Annotated in this window: 14 protein-coding genes and 3 rRNA genes; all 17 read right to left on the bottom strand. The window is 65.9% G+C overall.

Annotated elements, in window-relative coordinates:
- Positions 1–51 precede the first annotated feature (51 nt).
- Positions 52–933 carry a ParA family protein gene (locus QNO11_RS05035; protein ID WP_257510226.1) on the bottom strand — a complete coding sequence of 294 codons (882 nt, stop codon included), beginning with the start codon at positions 931–933 and terminating at the stop codon, positions 52–54.
- 97 nt (positions 934–1,030) lie between these two features.
- A complete protein-coding gene (locus QNO11_RS05030; RefSeq protein ID WP_257510225.1) occupies positions 1,031–1,552 on the bottom strand; it encodes a septum formation family protein in 522 nt (173 codons plus the stop codon).
- 98 nt (positions 1,553–1,650) lie between these two features.
- Positions 1,651–2,250 (bottom strand): vitamin K epoxide reductase family protein, encoded by a 600-nt coding sequence (locus QNO11_RS05025; protein ID WP_257510224.1) that lies wholly within the window; start codon positions 2,248–2,250, stop codon positions 1,651–1,653.
- Positions 2,251–2,422: 172 nt separating this feature from the next.
- The gene (gene xerD / locus QNO11_RS05020; RefSeq protein ID WP_257510223.1) at positions 2,423–3,346 is read right to left on the bottom strand and encodes a site-specific tyrosine recombinase XerD; all 924 of its coding nucleotides are present in this window, start codon (positions 3,344–3,346) and stop codon (positions 2,423–2,425) included.
- A 1-nt stretch (position 3,347) separates the two neighbouring features.
- Positions 3,348–3,962, bottom strand: a complete 615-nt coding sequence (locus tag QNO11_RS05015) for an NUDIX domain-containing protein (RefSeq protein WP_257510222.1) — start codon at positions 3,960–3,962, stop codon at positions 3,348–3,350.
- Positions 3,955–5,649, bottom strand: coding sequence for a CTP synthase (gene pyrG, locus QNO11_RS05010; protein ID WP_257510221.1), 1,695 nt, complete (start codon positions 5,647–5,649; stop codon positions 3,955–3,957). Before pyrG ends, QNO11_RS05015 begins: the two co-directional genes overlap by 8 nt.
- A gap of 6 nt (positions 5,650–5,655) precedes the next feature.
- Positions 5,656–7,359 carry a DNA repair protein RecN gene (gene recN, locus QNO11_RS05005; protein ID WP_257510247.1) on the bottom strand — a complete coding sequence of 568 codons (1,704 nt, stop codon included), beginning with the start codon at positions 7,357–7,359 and terminating at the stop codon, positions 5,656–5,658.
- 28 nt (positions 7,360–7,387) lie between these two features.
- Entirely contained in the window at positions 7,388–8,317 is a 930-nt protein-coding gene (locus tag QNO11_RS05000) for an NAD kinase (RefSeq protein WP_257510220.1), read from the bottom strand.
- The gene (locus tag QNO11_RS04995) at positions 8,314–9,114 is read right to left on the bottom strand and encodes a TlyA family RNA methyltransferase (RefSeq protein ID WP_257510219.1); all 801 of its coding nucleotides are present in this window, start codon (positions 9,112–9,114) and stop codon (positions 8,314–8,316) included. Before QNO11_RS04995 ends, QNO11_RS05000 begins: the two co-directional genes overlap by 4 nt.
- On the bottom strand, positions 9,111–9,296 hold the full coding sequence (locus QNO11_RS04990; protein WP_374113828.1) for a hypothetical protein: 186 nt from the start codon (positions 9,294–9,296) through the stop codon (positions 9,111–9,113). Before QNO11_RS04990 ends, QNO11_RS04995 begins: the two co-directional genes overlap by 4 nt.
- A gap of 29 nt (positions 9,297–9,325) precedes the next feature.
- Positions 9,326–10,369 (bottom strand): HAD-IIA family hydrolase, encoded by a 1,044-nt coding sequence (locus QNO11_RS04985; RefSeq protein ID WP_257510218.1) that lies wholly within the window; start codon positions 10,367–10,369, stop codon positions 9,326–9,328.
- Positions 10,369–11,913, bottom strand: a complete 1,545-nt coding sequence (locus QNO11_RS04980) for a primosomal protein (protein ID WP_285169771.1) — start codon at positions 11,911–11,913, stop codon at positions 10,369–10,371. Before QNO11_RS04980 ends, QNO11_RS04985 begins: the two co-directional genes overlap by 1 nt.
- Before the next feature lie 163 nt (positions 11,914–12,076).
- A 5S ribosomal RNA gene (gene rrf, locus QNO11_RS04975) occupies positions 12,077–12,193 on the bottom strand.
- A gap of 104 nt (positions 12,194–12,297) precedes the next feature.
- Positions 12,298–15,401 (bottom strand): 23S ribosomal RNA (locus QNO11_RS04970).
- 424 nt (positions 15,402–15,825) lie between these two features.
- Positions 15,826–17,347, bottom strand: a 16S ribosomal RNA gene (locus QNO11_RS04965).
- The 16S, 23S and 5S rRNA genes sit together here, the layout of an rRNA operon.
- A 471-nt stretch (positions 17,348–17,818) precedes the next feature.
- Positions 17,819–18,463 carry a SatD family protein gene (locus tag QNO11_RS04960; RefSeq protein ID WP_257510126.1) on the bottom strand — a complete coding sequence of 215 codons (645 nt, stop codon included), beginning with the start codon at positions 18,461–18,463 and terminating at the stop codon, positions 17,819–17,821.
- A 48-nt stretch (positions 18,464–18,511) separates the two neighbouring features.
- A complete protein-coding gene (gene argH, locus QNO11_RS04955) occupies positions 18,512–19,945 on the bottom strand; it encodes an argininosuccinate lyase (RefSeq protein WP_257510127.1) in 1,434 nt (477 codons plus the stop codon).
- Positions 19,946–19,949 lie beyond the last annotated feature (4 nt).

Raw genomic sequence — 19,949 nt, 5'->3', positions numbered from 1 at the left:
ACCTCGGTGCCGGAGTTTTCCGGGGCGTCGACGACGGGAGACAGCTCGTCGTCAGGCGACGGCGCCACGGGCGACCAGCTCCCGCGCCAGCCGCAGGTAAGCCTGGGCAGCCGGGTGCTCCGGTGCGAACTCGATGATGGGAACGCCCGACACCGAGGCGTCGGGGAACTTCACGGTGCGGCCGATGACGGTCTCGAGCACGTCGTCACCGAATGCGTCGACGACCCGCTCCAGCACCTCGCGCGAGTGCAGCGTACGAGGGTCGTACATCGTCGCGAGCACGCCGTCGAGTTCGATCGAGGGGTTCAGGCGATCGCGCACCTTGTCGATGGTCTCGATGAGCAGTGCGACGCCGCGGAGCGCAAAGAACTCGCATTCCAGCGGAATGAGCACGCCGTGGCTGGCCGTCAGCGCGTTCACCGTCAGCAGTCCGAGCGACGGCTGGCAGTCCACCAGGATGACGTCGTACTCCCCCGCGACCTTGCGCAGGACCCGGGCGAGGATCGTCTCGCGGGCGACCTCGTTGACCAGGTGCACTTCGGCGGCAGACAGGTCGATGTTGGCGGGGATGAGATCCAGGCCCTCGACGGCGGTCTTGACGATGACCTCATGCGGGTCGCGCTTGGGATCCAGCAGCAGGTCGTAGATCGTCGGGATCTCGTGCGTCGCGATGCCGAGACCGGCCGACAGCGCACCCTGCGGGTCGAAGTCGACGGCCAGCACGCGGCGACCGTATTCGGCGAGGGACGCAGCCAGGTTGATCGTGGACGTCGTCTTGCCGACACCGCCCTTCTGGTTGCAGAGGGAGATGATGCGGGCGGGACCGTGTCCGTCGAGCTTCGGTGGAGTCGGGAATCCCCGATAGGGGCGACCGGTGGGACCGATCGGAGTGTCCCCCGCTGCAGCCTGCGCTGCCTTTGCCTTACCCGCCACCGATGCTCCTACCTCTGCGTTCCCCTGCATCGATTGTAGTCATCACCGGCGGGAACGCCGGAGGGCGCGCGGTGACACGCCCTCCGGCGCCGGCGGGTCAGCGCGCTGCGCCGGCCAGGGTGCCGGTGACCATGCCTGCCGGGTCGTAGACCATGCAGAGGATCTCGCGGTCATCGCCGGCCCATGAGCCCTCGCTGGGGTACATCGGCCAGTATTCGAGCGCGGATTCCTCGTAGCTCACACCGACGAAGCCGGCGAACTCCGCGATGCACGTCTCATCGGCCTCGGCGGCGAGAGCTTCCTCGCCCGGGAACTCCGACCCGGCAGTGGTGGTATCGAAGCCGTAGTAGACCTCGTCCTCGTGCTCCTCGTCGCAGGGAACGACCGGGACGCTCTCGACTTCGGTCTCGCCGGTGAGTTCGGACGTGTTCAGGCAGTCACCGACGCGGATCGAGAAGACATCGACGCTGTCGTTGCTCTCGGTGATCTCTCCGCTGGATTCGTCGCGCTCGGGTTCTGCGCCCTGGGTGGGGAACTGGGCCGACCCGCAGCCGCTCAGGGCCATCATGCCGATCGCGACGACGGCGGCAGCAGCGAGTTTGGGGTGAGCAAGCTTCATAGCGTGTGTCTCTCTGTTTCGTACGTGGGTGCAAGGGCCTCGAGGAGGTCCAACCACTTACATTGGCAGGAGGGAGCGCCAGCGCGCCAATCGGCGGGTCAGAGGCTGCCGAGCACGTCCAGTCGCACTTGCGCCACGATGGCGATCACGGCGTAGTTGAGCACGGTGATCAGCGGCGCCCAGGTCAGCAGCGTCTGGCCGATCCGCGGCATCCGTCCCCACACCCCGTCGCGCAGCGCCCAGCCGAGCGAGAACCAGAAGAGCGGAATGGTCACGAGCCACACCACCATGCACCACGGGCAGAGCGACCCGTATTCGAACACGCTCCGGTAGGCGAAGAAGTGCACGAGCAGGAACCCGGCGAGCAGGAACACCGTGAACACGCGCCAGAACCACAGCCGCAGCCCGTGCGGGGCGGCCAGTGCGCTCACTCCGGCGTAGATCGGCCCGAGGAACAGCGTGATGCCGATGATCGAGTTGGTGAACCCGAGGAGGTTGCCGCCGGCCGACAGCAGGTTCGGCCCGCAGGTGACCAGCACGCTGATCTGGCACGAGAAGAGCGCGTCGGCGCCGGTGAGCTGGCCGATGTACTCCTGGTACAGCAGGAACGAGACGATCCACCCGGCGAGGGCCGCGACGATCCAGAAGATCGCGAGCGCCCGGGGCGGGCGCACGAGGACCGCGGTGGTGTTCGACATGCCCCACAGTCTGTCGGCATCCGCCCCTCCCCCGCTTCTCACCCCGCCGTAAAAACTCCCCGGACCGTGAGACCACAGCTGGTCGCCGAAACGATGGGAGGTTCCCACGGTCTCGGCGACCAGCTGTGGTCTCAGCGAATGGGGCGGGGCGGGGCCAGGGAAGGGGGCGGGGTCAGCGGGCGCGGGGGTGGGAGGTGGCGTAGACGTCGCGCAGCGCGTCGGGCGACACGTAGGTGTAGATCTGGGTCGTCGCGACCGAGGCGTGACCCAGCAACTCCTGCACGACGCGCACATCCGCACCGCCCTGCAGCAGGTGCGTGGCGAACGAATGCCGCAGCGTATGCGGCGACACGTGCGCGGCCAGCTGCGCGCGCTCGGCGGCCTGCCGGATCACCGCCCACGCACTCTGCCGTGACAGCGGCGCCCCGCGCACCCCCAGGAACAGCCGCGGCGTCGCGGCACCGCGGCGCGACAGCTCCGGGCGCACCCGCGTGAGGTAGGCATCGACGGCGGCGCGGGCGTAGGAGCCGATCGGCACGATGCGCTCCTTGTCGCCCTTGCCCCGCACGCGCAGCACGTCGCCGTGCGCGAGGTCGTCGACGTCCAGCTGCACGATCTCGGAGATGCGCGCCCCCGTGGCGTACAACAGCTCCAGCAGCGCACGATCGCGCATCCCGACCAGGTCGCCGGGGGCCGCATCGGATGCCGCCGGGCCCGAGGCATCCAACAGCGCCTCCACCTGGTCGATCGTCAGCGCCTTCGGCAGCCGGCGCGCGGCCTTCGGCGGCCGCAGCCGCCCGGTGGGGTCGTCGCCGGCGATCTGCTCTCGGGCGAGGAAGCGGTGAAACGACCGCACCGCGGACTGCAGCCGCGCCAGGCTCGATGCCGCCGGCGGCGGATCGGCGGCGGCGCGGTCGGCGATGAACGACGACACGACATCGGCGGTCACCGCGTCGGTGTCGCCGACGTCGTGTTCGTCGAGCCACTGCGCGTAGCCGGCGAGATCCCGCCGGTAGGCCGCGCTGGTGTGCTCGGACAGTCCGCGCTCGATCGCCACGTGTCGCAGGTAGGCGTCGATCGCGCGATCCACTCGCATGTCAGGCCCCGGCGGCTCCCGCTGCCGGCGCGGTGCCGGCACGACGCAGGCTCTCCGCGGCAGCGAAGGCGCCGATCGCGAGCGGGCCGTTGCGCAGCCGCCCCTCGAGCACTCCGGTGAGGACGTCGTCCACCGGCACCCAGGCCAGTTCGATGTCGCGCTCCTCCTCGCCGCGGGCATGCACCTCGGCGGCGGCCGACAGTCCCCGCGCGAGGAAGACGTGCAGCACCTCGTCACTGCCGCCCGGCGACGAGTGGAAGCTCAGCAGCGGCTCCCACTCGGCCGCGACGAGATCGGCCTCTTCGGCCAGCTCCCGTTTGGCGGTCTCCGCGGGCGGTTCGCCCTCGACGTCGAGCAGCCCTGCCGGGATCTCCCAGTCGCGGGTGCGGATCGGATGCCGGTACTGCTGGATCAGCAGCATCCGCCCCTCCTCGTCCAGCGCCACGACGGCCACCGCGCCGGTGTGCACGACGTAGTCGCGCACGATCTCGCCGTCGCCGTAGCGCACGCTGTCGCGGCGGACGTCCCACACGTGGCCCTCATAGACGACGTCGCTGCGGGTGACCTCGTACGTGACCGGTTCGTCACGCAGCTCCGCGCCGGCGAGGTCAGGCATTCTCGACGTCGAACAGCTCGCTGGCGCGGTGCCGCTCCACCGCCGCGGCGATGAGGCCGCGGAACAGCGGGTGCGGCGCGGTGGGACGCGAGCGCAGCTCGGGGTGGGCCTGCGTGGCGATGTAGTACGGGTGCACATCGCGGGGCAGCTCCACGTACTCCACCAGCCCCAGGTCGGGGTTCACGCCGGAGAACACCATGCCCGCATCGGCGATCTGGTCGCGGTAGCGGTTGTTGACCTCGTAGCGGTGACGGTGACGCTCGTGGGCGACGTCGGCGCCGTACAGCTCCGCGGCGAGCGAGCCTTCCGACAACTGCGCGGGGTAGATCCCGAGCCGCATGGTGCCGCCCAGGTCGCCGCCGGCGAGGATGTCGACCTGCTCGGCCATCGTGGCGATCACGGGGAACTGCGTGTCGGGGTCGAACTCGCTCGAGGAGGCACCTTCGAGGCCGACGACGTTGCGGGCGTACTCGATGACCATGCACTGCAGGCCGAGGCAGATGCCGAGCGTGGGGATGCCCTGCTCACGCGCGAAGCGCAGCGCGCCGAGCTTGCCCTCGATGCCGCGGATGCCGAACCCGCCGGGCACCACGATCCCGTCGACGCTGGCGAGCGCCTTCGCTGCCCCCTCCGGCGTCTCGCAGAGGTCGGAGGGGATCCAGGTGATCTGCACCTTGGTCTCCTGGCCGAAGCCACCGGCCTTGAGCGCCTCGGTCACCGACAGATAGGCATCCGGCAGGTCGATGTACTTGCCGACCAGGCCGATCGTGACCTCGTGCTTGGGGTTGTGCACTGCCTGCAGCACCGTGTTCCAGCGGGTCCAGTCGACCTCGGCCGCCGTGGACAGGTCCAGTGCACGCACGATGTAGTCGTCCAGGCCCTGCTCGTTGAGCATGGTCGGGATGTCGTAGATGCTCGGCACGTCCACCGCGTTGACGACGGCTGACTCGTCGACGTCGCACATGAGGGCGATCTTGCGCTTGTTCGACTCGGTGACGGGTCGGTCGCTGCGCAGCACGAGGGCGTCGGGCTGGATGCCGATGGAACGGAGGGCTGCGACCGAGTGCTGGGTCGGCTTGGTCTTCTGCTCGCCGGACGCACCCATGAAGGGCACCAGCGAGACGTGCACGAAGAACACGTTGCCGCGGCCCAGTTCGTGACGGATCTGCCGCGCCGCCTCGATGAACGGCTGCGACTCGATGTCGCCGACGGTGCCGCCGATCTCGGTGATGATCACGTCGGGGCGGGGCTCTTCGCTCGCCTGCAGCCGCATGCGGCGCTTGATCTCATCGGTGATGTGCGGGATGACCTGCACGGTGTCGCCCAGGTACTCACCGCGGCGCTCCTTGGCGATCACCTGCGAGTAGATCTGGCCGGTCGTGACGTTGGCGGCCTGGCTCAACTCGATGTCGAGGAAGCGCTCGTAGTGGCCGATGTCGAGGTCGGTCTCGGCGCCGTCGTCGGTGACGAACACCTCGCCGTGCTGGAACGGGTTCATCGTCCCGGGGTCGACGTTGAGGTAGGGATCGAGCTTCTGCATGACCACACGCAGGCCGCGGGCGGTGAGCAGATTGCCGAGGCTCGCGGCGGTCAGGCCCTTCCCCAACGAAGAAACGACACCGCCGGTCACGAAGATGTGCCTAGTGGTGTCGCTGGAAAAAAGGCCCGAGTTAGAAGTTTCCGTCACGGGCTTTTATCCTATCAGTCCTGCAGCGCCGAGGTTCAGCAGCTCGCGTGCATGTGTCAACGCCGCATCGGAATCGGCCATTCCCGACAGCAGCCGAGCCATCTCCGCTTCCCGCTCGGTGCCCTCCAGCCGGCGCACGCTGGAGGCTGTCACCGAGCCGTCGTTGGCCTTCACGACGGACAGGTGGTTGCCCGCGAACGCGGCCACCTGCGCGAGGTGGGTCACCACGACCACCTGCGACGATTCGGCCAGGCGCGCCAGGCGCCGGCCCACCTCGATGGCGGCGGCACCGCCGATACCGGCATCCACCTCGTCGAACACGAACGTCGGCACCGGGTCAGAGGAGGCGATCACGACCTCCAGCGCCAGCATCACGCGGCTGAGCTCGCCGCCGGACGCGCCCTTCGCCACCGGCCGCGGCTCCGCGCCGGGGTGCGGGGCGAGCAGGATGGTCACGTCGTCGCGGCCGCTGGCCGACGCCACACCCGCGGTCACATCGACCACCAGTCGCGCGTCCGGCAGCGCGAGGGCGTGCAGTTCCTCGGTCACCGCGGCGCCGAGGCGTTCGGCGGCGGCGGTACGGGCGGCGGTGAGGGCGGTGGCGGCGTCGTCGAGGACGGATGCCGCGGCGTCGCGTTCCTCGGCGAGGCGTCCGATGCGGTCACCGTCGTCGTCGAGTTCGGCCAGGCGCGCCGAACCGGTCTGCAGCAGCGCGATCGCGGCATCCACCGTGCCGTGCACGCGGGACAGGGTCGCCAGTTCGGCGCGACGCTCCAGCGTCGCGGCCAGCTCCTGCGGGCCGGTCTCGTCCAGGTCGGCGAGGTACCCCGACAGCGCCTGAGCGAGATCGGTGGCGCGGTAGCCGATGTCGGCGGCCTGTTCGGCCAGCGGCGCGAGGGTGTCGTCGCGTTCGGCGGCCCGTTCCAGGGCGCGTCGGGCCTCCGCCGCGAGGGTGACGACATCGGGAGCATCCTCGTCCGAGGACAGTGTGGCGTGTGCCAGCGCGGCGGCGACGCGCAGGTCCTCGGCGTGCGCGAGGCGCTCGGCGCGGCGGGCCAGGTCGTCGTCTTCCCCCGGCTGCGGGTCGACGCGTTCGATGTCGGCGAGCAGTTGCCGCAGGTCTTCTGCCTCGCGGGCACGGGCGTCGCGGTCGCCGGTGAGTCCGGTCAGTTCGCGCTCGAGTGCACGCCAGCGTTCGTACGCGTCGCGGTAATCCGCCAGCGCGGTCGCCACCGGTGCCCCCGCGAATCGGTCCAGCGCGTCGCGCTGGGCGACGGCGGAGCGCAGCCGCAGCTGGTCGGACTGCCCGTGCACGACCACCAGCTGGTCGGCGAGGTCGGCGAGCACGCCGGCCGGGGCAGTACGCCCGCCGACGGTGGCGCGGCTGCGGCCCTCGCTGGAGAGCGTCCTGGCGAGGTACAGCTCGGCGTCGCCACCCCCGATGGGCTCCAGGTCTCCCCCGGCTTCCCGCACGCGCTCGGCGACGGCGCCGGTCTCCGGCACGATCCAGGTGCCCTCGACGGATGCCTGAGGAGCACCCGACCGCACGGCGCCGGAGTCGGCCCGCTGGCCCAGCAGCAGTCCGAGCCCGGTGACGACCATCGTCTTGCCCGCGCCGGTCTCACCGGTGATAGCGGTGAATCCGCGGCCCATCGGCAGGGTCGCCTGGGCGATGACCCCGAGGTCGCGCAGGCGGATCTCCTCGATCACGGCGTCGCCCCCCTCGTCGGCGGGCAGCTCACGGTGCCTCCACGTCCAGCGGGCCTGCCGGTCCACGCCAGCCGCCGACGGGGAGGCGGAACTTGCGCACCAGCCGGTCGGTGAACGCCGCCGGATGCAGGCGCGCCAGCCGCACCGGGTCGACCGAACGCCGCACGACGACGCGCGCACCGGGCGGCAGGTCGTGGGAGCGACGGCCGTCGCACCAGAGAATCCCCACGCCGTTGGTGCGGTCGAGCACCTCGATCGCCACCGCCGCTTCCGGCCCGACCACCAGCGGCCGGGCGAACAGCGCATGCGCCGACAGCGGGACGACGCAGATCGCCTCCACCGTCGGCCACACCACGGGGCCGCCGCCGGAGAAGTTGTATGCCGTGGAGCCGGTGGGAGTGGACACGACGACGCCGTCGCATCCGAAGCTCGACAGAGGCCGGCCGTCGATCTCGATCACGACCTCGAGCATGCGCTCGCGGCTCGCCTTCTCGACCGTGGCCTCGTTCAGGGCCCAGGTCTCGTAGATCACGGTGTTGGTGGCATCCTTCACGCGCACCGAGAGCGCCATGCGCTCTTCGACCTCGTAGTCGCGCGCGATGACGCGGCGCACCGCGTCGTCCATGTCGTCGCGCTCGATCTCGGCGAGAAAGCCGACGTGGCCCATGTTCACGCCCAGCACCGGTGCGGTGCCCTCGCGGACGAGTTCTGCGGCGCGCAGGATCGTGCCGTCTCCGCCCAGCACGATGGCCAGCTCGATGTCGTCGACGGTGACGTCGACGCCGAGGGTCGCCACGCCCTCGAGGTCGAGCGCATCGAGGTCGGCGCGGTCATCGGGCGCGAGCACCGGCTGGGCGTCGGCGGCGCGCAGCGCCTGGAACACCCGGCGCGCGGCGTCGGCGTTGTCGCCGCGGTGGGCGTGTACGACGACGAGGATGCGTCGCTGAGGCTGCGTCATACGGTCTCCGCCAGTCGATTCACAGTGCTCAACCATTCTGTCGGATTGCCGTCGACGCCCGGGCGCAGATGCACGAGGTATTCGGCGTTGCCGTGGGTGCCGGCGATGGGCGAGGCGATAAGGCCGCAGGTGCCCAGTCCTGCGTCCCAGGCCGACCAGAGCACGGCGGCCGTGGCATCCGCGCGCAGGCCGGCGTTGCGCACGACCCCCTCGCGCACTCCGGTGCGTCCGACTTCGAACTGCGGCTTGATCAGCAGCACGACATCGCCGCCCGGCGCACAGACGCCCGCGACGGCGGGCAGCACGTGGTCCAGGGAGATGAAGGACAGATCTCCAGTGACCACCGACGGTGCCTCGTCGATGCCGGCGGCGTGAGCTAAGTTCTCGCGCGTCATGTGACGCACGTTGAAGCCCTCGACCGCTCGCACACCGGGGTCGGCGGCGATGGCTGCCGCGAGCTGACCATGGCCGACATCCACGGCGAGCACCGGGTCGGCGCCGCGTTCGCGCAGCACCTGGGTGAAGCCACCGGTGGAGGCCCCCATGTCCAGCGCGACGCGGCCGTGCACGTCGAGGGCGAATGCGTCGAGCGCGGCGATGAGTTTGTGCGCGGCGCGGCTGACGTAGTGGTCGGACCCGGCGACGGTGATCACTGCGTCCTCGCCGGCGCGGGCAGACGGCTTGACGACCGGGTGGCCGTCGACGCTGACCAGCCCTGCCGTGATGAGCTGCGCGGCGTGCGTGCGGGAGCGGGCCAGGCCACGCGCGGCGACGGCGGCGTCCAGTCGCTCCGTCATACCGACGACGGGTCGGCGGGTCCGGACTGCAGGCGCCGTGCCAGTTCGTCGTGCAGGGCCGCGTATCCCTGGGCGCGCTCGTCCAGCGGCTGGTCCTCGATCACCTCGAGAGCCGACAGCAGGTCCTCGCGGGGCTGCGGCTGCTCAGGGTCGGGGTGCTCGGGCGCGGCATCCATCGACATGCCACCAGGATAGGCGCTGCTGCGAGAAGTCAGGGGCGGTGGAACGGGTCGGCGTAAAGACGCTCCGGCACACGGAACCCGAAAATGCCCCGACCCGTCGCCCAGATCGCGGCGGCACCGGCCCGGACGAGGTCGATGGGGCGGGACCCCTCCGAGACGATGTGGATGTCGGGACCGTCGATGCGCACGACCGCGTCACGCACGGTGGTCGTGTCGCCGTCGGTCTTCACCTCGGGGTAGGGCTCGTGGAGTTCCCGCAGGTCCCCCACGATGTACGTCGGGCGCGAGTGTGCCGGTGCGGCCAGCACGTGCTTGGGCCGGTCGACGCCGGTGAGCACGAGCACCGAAGGGATGCCGGCGGCTTGCGCGCCGGCGATGTCGGTGTCGAGACGGTCGCCGATGAACAGCGGGCTGGCGGCGCCGAAGCGGGCGACGGCCTCATCGAAGATGGGTCGTTCGGGCTTGCCGGCGACCACCGCCAGCCTCCCGACGGCGGTGTGCACGGCGGACACGAGCGTGCCGTTGCCTGGTGCGATGCCACGCTCCTGCGGGATCGTCCAGTCGGTGTTGGTGGCGATCCAGGGGATGCCGCCTTCGTCTTCGGGCAGGGCCAGCGCGTACGCCGCCTCGGCCAGGTGCTGCCAGCCGACATCGGGAGCGAAGCCCTGCACGACGGCGGCGGGCGAATCGTCGGCGCTTCGCGTGACGGCGTAACCGGCCTTTTCGACCTCCACCGTCAGCCCGTCGCCGCCGACGACGAGGATGCGGGCGCCGGGCGCGACTCGTTCCCGCAGCAGCCGCATGGCCGCCTGCGGACTGGTCACGACGTCGTCGGGCCGAGTCTCGGTCAAGCCGAGTTCCCGCAGGTGAGCGGCGACGGTCGCGTCGGTGCGGGAGGCGTTGTTGGTGATGTACGCCAGGCGCCGGCCGTGACCCGCGCGAGTGAGGCTCTCGATCGCGTGCGGCAGCGGTCCGGGGCCGGCGTAGACGACTCCGTCGAGGTCGGCGAGCACGACGTCGACGCCATCCAGCGGGGTCGGCGTCGGCGTCGTGCTGCGGCTGAACAGTCCCACTACTTGTCCGAGTCCTCGGAGGTCGCGGCGGTGGCCGTGTCGGCCTTCTTGTCCTTCTTCGACTTCTTGTCCTTCTTGTCCTTCTTGGCCTTGGCCTTCGCCTTGTCCTTCTTCTTGGACTCCTTGGCCTGTGCCTTCGCCTCGTTCTTGGCCTTCTTCTTGGCCTTCTTGGGCTCGGCGTCGGTCGTCGACTCAGGCTCGGGCTCGGGCTCTGCTGCGACGGCCTGCTCGGGCTCCGAATCTGCCTCGACGGCGGCCGGCGCCTCAGCGACCTCGACCGGCTCGTCGTCGATCGCGATCTCCTCGACCTCATCGACGACCTGGAACTCATCGTCTCCGGTCAGGCCCAGCGACGCGTCGATGGCCTCGGCGGCCACGACGGCGCGACGCTGCCATTCGGCGGCCTCGTCGGTGCGGCCGAGTTCCTCGAGCACGGTGGCGCGCGCGGAGAACAGGGCAGGGCTCCACTCGAAGGCGCGATCGGGGTCAAGCTCCGGGATGTCCAGTTCGGACAGCGCACGCTCGGGCTCGCCGAGGTCCAGTCGCGCTCCCGACATGGCGATCGCCAGTTCCACCCGCGCGGGGGTGGGCAGCGTCGCCCGGTCGACGGCGCGGCCGACCTCGAGCGCACGGTCGGGGCGGCCGACGCCGCGCTCACTGTCGACCATCAGCGCGATCTGGTCATCGCGGCCGGAGATTCGCCGATACGTGCGCAGTTCCCGCAGCGCCAGGGCGAAGTCGCCGATCGCGTATGCCGTGATCGCGGCGGTCTCCCGAGCCACAGCGATGCGACCGGCGCGGCGGACCGCCGCCAGCGCGTGCTCGTGCGCGAGCTGCGGATCGTCGTCGATGAGCTGGGCCGCCATCGCGAGGTGACGGCCGACCTGCTCCGCGTTCTCCTTGCTCAGCGTCTTCAGTTCATTGCGCGCCGAAGGATGCAGGTCCCGAGCGGTGACCTCATCGGGAATCTGCGGACCCGCCTCGCGCTGCTCCTGCGGCGGCCGCGATGTGCGCCCATCGTCACGCGAGTCGAAGGGGCGCCCGCCGCCGTCGCGCTTGGCGTACGGCTTACGGTCGCCACCATCACGCGGCGAATACGGCTTACGGTCCCCGCCCTCACGGGGGGTATAGGGCTTGCGGTCGCCACCATCGCGGGGCGTGTAGGGCTTACGATCGCCACCATCCCGAGGGGTGTAGGGCTTGCGGTCGCCACCATCCCGAGGGGTGTAAGGCTTGCGGTCCCCACCATCGCGAGGCGAATAAGGCTTACGATCGCCACCATCGCGGGGCGTGTAAGGCTTGCGGTCGCCACCATCCCGAGGGGTGTAAGGCTTGCGGTCCCCGTCGCGCTTCACGTACGGCTTGCGGTCCCCGCCGGGCGTGTAGGGCTTGCGGTCACCGCCCTCACGAGGCGTGTAGGGCTTCCGGTCACCGCCCTCACGAGGCGTGTAGGGCTTCCGGTCACCGCCCTCACGAGGCGTGTAGGGCTTCCGGTCACCGCCTTCACGAGGCGTGTAGGGCTTGCGGTCGCCATCACGCTTCACGAACGGCTTGCGCTCGCCACCGCTGCGACGGTCCGCAGATGCATCGTTCGGGCGCCGGCGCGCGTCATCATTAGGTCGCTGCTGGTCCGTCATCTCGGCATCCTTCTCGATCGCGTTAACGAGAAATGGCCACCCTTCAGCGGGTGGCCATTTCACGAAAGAAGTCCGGCGGTGTCCTACTCTCCCACAGGGTCCCCCCTGCAGTACCATCGGCGCTGAGAGGCTTAGCTTCCGGGTTCGGTATGGATCCGGGCGTTTCCCTCTCGCTATGGCCGCCGAAACACTATTGATGTTTCAGTCATGCACACAACAAAAATTGTTGGTGCGGTTCTCGACCGTACATCGAGAACCACTCAGTGGACGCGTAGCACCTCAAACGGGTGTGTTATCAAGTCATCGGCTTATTAGTACCAGTCAGCTGCATGCATTGCTGCACTTCCACATCTGGCCTATCAACCCAGTAGTCTGGCTGGGAGCCTCTCGCCCGAAGGCATGGAAGTCTCATCTTGAGGCCGGCTTCCCGCTTAGATGCTTTCAGCGGTTATCCATCCCGAACGTAGCTAATCAGCGGTGCTCCTGGCGGAACAACTGACACACCAGAGGTTCGTCCAACCCGGTCCTCTCGTACTAGGGTCAGATCCTCTCAAACTTCCTACGCGCGCAGCGGATAGGGACCGAACTGTCTCACGACGTTCTAAACCCAGCTCGCGTACCGCTTTAATGGGCGAACAGCCCAACCCTTGGGACCTACTCCAGCCCCAGGATGCGACGAGCCGACATCGAGGTGCCAAACCATGCCGTCGATATGGACTCTTGGGCAAGATCAGCCTGTTATCCCCGAGGTACCTTTTATCCGTTGAGCGACAGCGCTTCCACAAGCCACTGCCGGATCACTAGTCCCGACTTTCGTCCCTGCTCGACCTGTCAGTCTCACAGTCAAGCTCCCTTGTGCACTTACACTCGACACCTGATTGCCAACCAGGTTGAGGGAACCTTTGGGCGCCTCCGTTACTTTTTGGGAGGCAACCGCCCCAGTTAAACTACCCACCAGGCACTGTCCCTGAACCGGATTACGGTTCGAAGTTAGATATCCAGAGTGACCAGAGTGGTATTTCAACAATGACTCCACATGAACTGGCGTCCATGCTTCAAAGTCTCCCACCTATCCTACACAAGCCACACCGAACACCAATACCAAGCTGTAGTAAAGGTCACGGGGTCTTTCCGTCCTGCTGCGCGTAACGAGCATCTTTACTCGTAGTGCAATTTCGCCGAGTTCGCGGTTGAGACAGTTGGGAAGTCGTTACGCCATTCGTGCAGGTCGGAACTTACCCGACAAGGAATTTCGCTACCTTAGGATGGTTATAGTTACCACCGCCGTTTACTGGGGCTTAAATTCTCAGCTTCGCCTTGCGGCTAACCGGTCCTCTTAACCTTCCAGCACCGGGCAGGCGTCAGTCCGTATACATCGTCTTGCGACTTGGCACGGACCTGTGTTTTTAGTAAACAGTCGCTACCCACTAGTCTCTGCGGCCTCCAAACGCTTTCGGAGCAAGTCCTAATACGTCGAAGGCCCCCCTTCTCCCGAAGTTACGGGGGCATTTTGCCGAGTTCCTTAACCACGATTCTCTCGATCTCCTTGGTATTCTCTACCTGACCACCTGAGTCGGTTTGGGGTACGGGCGGCTTGAACCTCGCGTCGATGCTTTTCTTGGCAGCATAGGATCACCCACTTTTTATCCGCATCGTGTCTCAGCCTGTATGAGTGACGGATTTGCCTATCACTCGGCCTACGCACTTGCCCCGGGACAACCATCGCCCGGGTTGGGCTACCTTCCTGCGTCACACCTGTTAATACGCTAACCGCACCAGAATGGGGTCGTACGCTAGGCCCAACGCTTCACCCCGAAGGGATCCGTCACTGGGATTCAGATACTTAGCACTACTGGATTAGTTTGGGCGGTTCTTCGCCGGTACGGGAATATCAACCCGTTGTCCATCGACTACGCCTGTCGGCCTCGCCTTAGGTCCCGACTTACCCAGGGAAGATTAGCTTGACCCTGGAACCCTTGGTCTTTCGGAGGACGTGTTTCTCACACGTCTTTCGCTACTCATGCCTGCATTCTCACTCGTGTAGCCTCCACGGCTGGTTCACACCGCCGCTTCGCTGGCCACACGACGCTCTCCTACCCATCAATACGGCTGGACCACGAAGGCCTACCAATAATATCAATGCCACAACTTCGGTGGCGTGCTTGAGCCCCGTTACATTGTCGGCGCGGAATCACTTGACCAGTGAGCTATTACGCACTCTTTCAAGGGTGGCTGCTTCTAAGCCAACCTCCTGGTTGTCTAAGCAACTCCACATCCTTTCCCACTTAGCACGCGCTTTGGGACCTTAGATGGTGGTCTGGGTTGTTTCCCTCTCGACTATGAAGCTTATCCCCCACAGTCTCACTGCTGCGCTCTCACTTACCGGCATTCGGAGTTTGGCTGACGTCAGTAACCTTGTAGGGCCCATCGGCCATCCAGTAGCTCTACCTCCGGCAAGAAACACGCAACGCTGCACCTAAATGCATTTCGGAGAGAACCAGCTATCACGAAGTTTGATTGGCCTTTCACCCCTATCCACAGCTCATCCCCTCAGTTTTCAACCTAAGTGGGTTCGGTCCTCCACGACGTCTTACCGTCGCTTCAACCTGGCCATGGATAGATCACTTCGCTTCGGGTCTAGGACATGCGACTGAATCGCCCTATTCAGACTCGCTTTCGCTACGGCTACCCCTCACGGGTTAACCTCGCCACATATCGCTAACTCGCAGGCTCATTCTTCAAAAGGCACGCTGTCACCCCTACTAAGGAGGCTCCAACGGTTTGTAAGCAAACGGTTTCAGGTACTATTTCACTCCCCTCCCGGGGTACTTTTCACCTTTCCCTCACGGTACTTGTCCGCTATCGGTCATCTGGGAGTATTTAGGCTTATCAGGTGGTCCTGACAGATTCACACGGGATTTCTCGGGCCCCGTGCTACTTGGGATACTCTTCGCGTCAAGAGAGGCATTTCGACTACGGGGTTGTCACCCTCTATGACCCGCCTTTCCATGCGGTTCGTCTATACCTTCTTGTAACGCCGGCTGATCGGCAGACCAGCCAGAAAAGTCCCACAACCCCGAATACGCAACTCCTGCCGGATATCACACGTACTCGGTTTAGCCTGTTCCGGTTTCGCTCGCCACTACTAACGGAATCGCGGTTGCTTTCTCTTCCTGTGGGTACTGAGATGTTTCACTTCCCCACGTTCCCTCTACCCGCCCTATATATTCAGGCGGGAGTCACTAGGTCGGCACGCCGCCCAGCGGGGTTTCCCCATTCGGACACCCTCGGATCAAAGTGTGCTTATCCACTCCCCGAGGCTTATCGCAGATTGCTACGTCCTTCTTCGGCTCCAGATGCCAAGGCATTCACCGTTTGCTCTTAAAGACTTGAAAATCACATGAGTTTGAATCAAAACTCGCAACCCAAGCCATAAAGGCTTGGATCAGAAATTGACTAATGATCTTTAAGATCATCGATCGAGACGATAAATCGTCTCGAAGATGCTCGCGTCCACTGTGTAGTTCTCAAAGTACGGGCGGTACCCACTCCCGCAACCAGCAAAAGCCGGAAACGAAAAGCAGGTCCTGAGGTTCGTCTGCACCCAACCCGAAGGTCAGTGCGCATCCGGTCCCTCAGGACCCAACAGCGTGCATGTGCCGTATCACTCACCCCCAACCGTTCCAGCTGCAAGCAGCGTACTGAGTTCGAAGATCACTCCCCGGCACCAAGTCAAATGTTCCACCCATGAGCTACCAGTCGAGAACGTATGTCTCGAATCTGGCGCCTGGACACCCGAGGGTGCCAGATGCTCCTTAGAAAGGAGGTGATCCAGCCGCACCTTCCGGTACGGCTACCTTGTTACGACTTAGTCCTAATTACCGATCCCACCTTCGACGGCTCCCTCCACAAGGGTTGGGCCACCGGCTTCAGGTGTTACCGACTTTCATGACTTGACGGGCGGTGTGTACAAGACCCGGGAACGTATTCACCGCAGCGTTGCTGATCTGCGATTACTAGCGACTCCGACTTCATGAGGTCGAGTTGCAGACCTCAATCCGAACTGGGACCGGCTTTTTGGGATTCGCTCCACCTTACGGTATTGCAGCCCTTTGTACCGGCCATTGTAGCATGCGTGAAGCCCAAGACATAAGGGGCATGATGATTTGACGTCATCCCCACCTTCCTCCGAGTTGACCCCGGCAGTATCCCATGAGTTCCCACCATTACGTGCTGGCAACATAGAACGAGGGTTGCGCTCGTTGCGGGACTTAACCCAACATCTCACGACACGAGCTGACGACAACCATGCACCACCTGTTTACGAGTGTCCAAAGAGTTCTACATTTCTGCAGCGTTCTCGTATATGTCAAGCCTTGGTAAGGTTCTTCGCGTTGCATCGAATTAATCCGCATGCTCCGCCGCTTGTGCGGGTCCCCGTCAATTCCTTTGAGTTTTAGCCTTGCGGCCGTACTCCCCAGGCGGGGAACTTAATGCGTTAGCTGCGTCACGGAATCCGTGGAATGGACCCCACAACTAGTTCCCAACGTTTACGGGGTGGACTACCAGGGTATCTAAGCCTGTTTGCTCCCCACCCTTTCGCTCCTCAGCGTCAGTTACGGCCCAGAGATCTGCCTTCGCCATCGGTGTTCCTCCTGATATCTGCGCATTCCACCGCTACACCAGGAATTCCAATCTCCCCTACCGCACTCTAGTCTGCCCGTACCCACTGCAGGCTGGGGGTTGAGCCCCCAGATTTCACAGCAGACGCGACAAACCGCCTACGAGCTCTTTACGCCCAATAATTCCGGATAACGCTTGCGCCCTACGTATTACCGCGGCTGCTGGCACGTAGTTAGCCGGCGCTTTTTCTGCAGGTACCGTCACTTTCGCTTCTTCCCTGCTAAAAGAGGTTTACAACCCGAAGGCCGTCGTCCCTCACGCGGCGTTGCTGCATCAGGCTTTCGCCCATTGTGCAATATTCCCCACTGCTGCCTCCCGTAGGAGTCTGGGCCGTGTCTCAGTCCCAGTGTGGCCGGTCACCCTCTCAGGCCGGCTACCCGTCGACGCCTTGGTGAGCCATTACCTCACCAACAAGCTGATAGGCCGCGAGCCCATCCCAGACCGAAATTCTTTCCAACTGCTGACCATGCGGTCGCAGCTCGTATCCAGTATTAGACGCCGTTTCCAGCGCTTATCCCAGAGTCCGGGGCAGGTTGCTCACGTGTTACTCACCCGTTCGCCACTGATCCACAGAGCAAGCTCTGCTTCACCGTTCGACTTGCATGTGTTAAGCACGCCGCCAGCGTTCATCCTGAGCCAGGATCAAACTCTCCGTAAAAGAAAAATGCATACAACAGCCGGAAAAAGGCCGAAGCAGCGAGTTTGAACTGACCAAATGGATGTCATTACTGACTTATCCGTTGCCGACCCCCAAAGGGAATCGGACTTTGATCCAAAGGAATCTCACCCAGCCAAAGCTGGGACGAGGTTATTTGGCATTTGACAAGTGCACGCTGTTGAGTTCTCAAGGATCGGATGCTCCTGCCGGCCGGCCTCACGGCCTGCCCTGCAGGGCAACTTCTCTATCTTAACCATCTCGCTTGGCTTGTCAAATCGACACGCCGGTGAGATGGGCAAGTCCATCCAGGTCAGAAGACCTTCGATCCGGGGACCGAGAGGATGGTTTGTGGCCGCTTGAGGGGTGCGGGGCCTAGGGCCTCTCCGCTGTCCCTGTGGGGCCAACAGAGAAGACTTTACGTGGATCCCAGGGACTCGGCAAATCCAGCTGGGATCCCGGGAGTGTCGCGCGTCATTCCGCGGCGAGCAGCGTGCTCAAGCCATCGGCGAGCACGGCGCCGCCCGAGGCTGCCAGCGCCTGGGACACCGCCGACTGCGTGATCTGCTCGGCGGCGGCGATCTCCCGCTGGGTGGCCCCGAGGCACCGGCTGTACGTGATGCGCCGAGTGCGCTCAGTCATCCCCCCCACCAGCTGGTCCCGCGTGAGGAACGACGAGTTCGCCAGTCGAACCGCGGCGCCGTCGCCGGCTCCCTCCCCCGCAGCGGCGACCGCCCACGTACGCGCGTTCGACAACGACCGGCTCTGCTTGCGGTGCACGATCTCGATCGCCGCGCGCGCCGCCCACCACGCGGGCCCCTCGGAGATCGTGCCGACGGTGATCGACGGGACATCCGCAAGCGGCCCGACGCCGATGCCGAACCGGCACTCGATGCCGTCGGGAAGCGCCAGGCGCAGCAGTAGCAGCGACGCCGACGCCGCGACCAGCGAGGGATAGACCCCCTGCAGCTCATCACCGACGATCGGACGCAGCGCCCGCACCGCGAGCGGGAAGTCTGACTCGACGCGAGCGATCGTGTCGTCGAGGTCGCGCTGGGCCGCGGCGCGGTCCTCCAGGCGACGGGAGCCGACGATGTCGGCGATCACCGCGGCATTCATGAGATAAGCCTAACGCTTATCTTCGCGAAATATCAGTACTGGGCTTATCTAGCGGATGCCGACCGCATGGGCTGCGGCCTGCGCACGCGCCACGAGTTCGGCCCGCTGCTCGGTGACCCGCACCGGCGCGGTGCCCCCTACGCCGTCGCGGCTCGCCACCGATCCCTCGATCGTCAGCACACTGCGGACATCGGGAGTGAGTTGCGATGAGACGGCGGCGAGCATGTCGTCATCTGCCTCGTCCAGGTCGATCCCCCGCTCCTCGCACGCCTGCACGAGCGCACCGGAGATCTCGTGCGCATCCCGGAACGGGACGCCGCGCCTGACCAGCCAGTCCGCCACATCGGTGGCCAGTGAGAAACCCTGCGGTGCCAGCTGCGCCATGCGCTCGGTGTGGAATCGCAGCGTCGCCACCATCCCCGCGAACGCGGGCAGCACGACTTCGAGGGTCGTGACCGAGTCGAAGACCGGTTCCTTGTCCTCTTGCAGGTCCCGGTTGTACGCCAGCGGCAGTCCCTTGAGCGTGGCGAGGAGCCCGGTCAAGTTGCCGATCAGGCGCCCCGCCTTGCCGCGCGCCAGCTCGGCGATGTCGGGGTTCTTCTTCTGCGGCATGATGCTCGACCCCGTCGAGTAGCCGTCATCGAGGGTGACGAAGCCGAACTCGCGGGTGTTCCAGATGACGATGTCCTCGGCGAACCGGGACACGTCGACGCCGATCATCGCCGTGATGAACGCGAACTCCGCCACCACGTCACGCGCGGCGGTGCCGTCGAGGGAGTTCTCCGCCGGGCGGGCAAGCCCCAGTTCGGTGGCCACCAGCTGCGGATCAAGTCCCAGGGTCGCCCCCGCCAGGGCCCCGCCGCCGTACGGCGAGACGCTGGCGCGCGCCGTCCAGTCGCGCAGTCTTTCCAGATCGCGCACCAGCGGCCAGGCGTGGGCCTGCAGATGGTGCGCCAGCAGGATCGGCTGCGCATGCTGCAGGTGGGTGCGTCCGGGCATGATGGCGGTCGGGTGCGCCTCGGCTTGCGCCACGATCGCGTCGATGACCTGCAGGATCTCGTGCGCGATCGTGCGCGCATGGTCCAGCAGGTACAGGCGCACCAGCGTGGCGATCTGATCGTTGCGACTGCGCCCCGCACGGAGTTTGCCGCCCAGATCCGCGCCGACCTCAACGATGAGTGCCGCCTCCAGCGCCCCGTGCACGTCCTCGTCTGCGGGGTCGGCGGCGAGGGTTCCGTCCTGCACCGCGACGGCCAGCGCATCCAGGCCCGCATGCATTCGGGCCTCTTCGTCGGCAGTGAGGTAGCCGGCAGCGGCGAGCGCCTTCGCGTGGGCATGCGAGCCGGCCAGGTCGTACCGGGCGAGCGCCCAGTCGAAATGCGTCGAGCGGCTCAGCGCCACCAGTTCGGGCGAGGGGCCGGAACTGAATCGGCCGCCCCACAGTGCGCCCGCATTCGTGCCTTCGCTCTTGGATCCACTCACCCGC

The organism is Microbacterium sp. zg-B96 (genome assembly GCF_030246865.1).
GTDB lineage: Bacteria > Actinomycetota > Actinomycetes > Actinomycetales > Microbacteriaceae > Microbacterium.
This window is presented reverse-complemented; position numbering and strand designations above follow the sequence as displayed.

Coding starts and splice junctions, on each gene's coding strand:
- QNO11_RS05015 (WP_257510222.1), bottom strand. CDS start 3,962: ATGCCTGACCTCGCCGGCGCGGAGCTGCGTGACGAACCGGTCACGTAC.
- QNO11_RS05025 (WP_257510224.1), bottom strand. CDS start 2,250: ATGTCGAACACCACCGCGGTCCTCGTGCGCCCGCCCCGGGCGCTCGCG.
- QNO11_RS04960 (WP_257510126.1), bottom strand. CDS start 18,463: ATGAATGCCGCGGTGATCGCCGACATCGTCGGCTCCCGTCGCCTGGAG.
- QNO11_RS05000 (WP_257510220.1), bottom strand. CDS start 8,317: ATGACGCAGCCTCAGCGACGCATCCTCGTCGTCGTACACGCCCACCGC.
- QNO11_RS04995 (WP_257510219.1), bottom strand. CDS start 9,114: ATGACGGAGCGACTGGACGCCGCCGTCGCCGCGCGTGGCCTGGCCCGC.
- xerD (WP_257510223.1), bottom strand. CDS start 3,346: ATGCGAGTGGATCGCGCGATCGACGCCTACCTGCGACACGTGGCGATC.
- QNO11_RS04990 (WP_374113828.1), bottom strand. CDS start 9,296: ATGTCGATGGATGCCGCGCCCGAGCACCCCGACCCTGAGCAGCCGCAG.
- QNO11_RS05030 (WP_257510225.1), bottom strand. CDS start 1,552: ATGAAGCTTGCTCACCCCAAACTCGCTGCTGCCGCCGTCGTCGCGATC.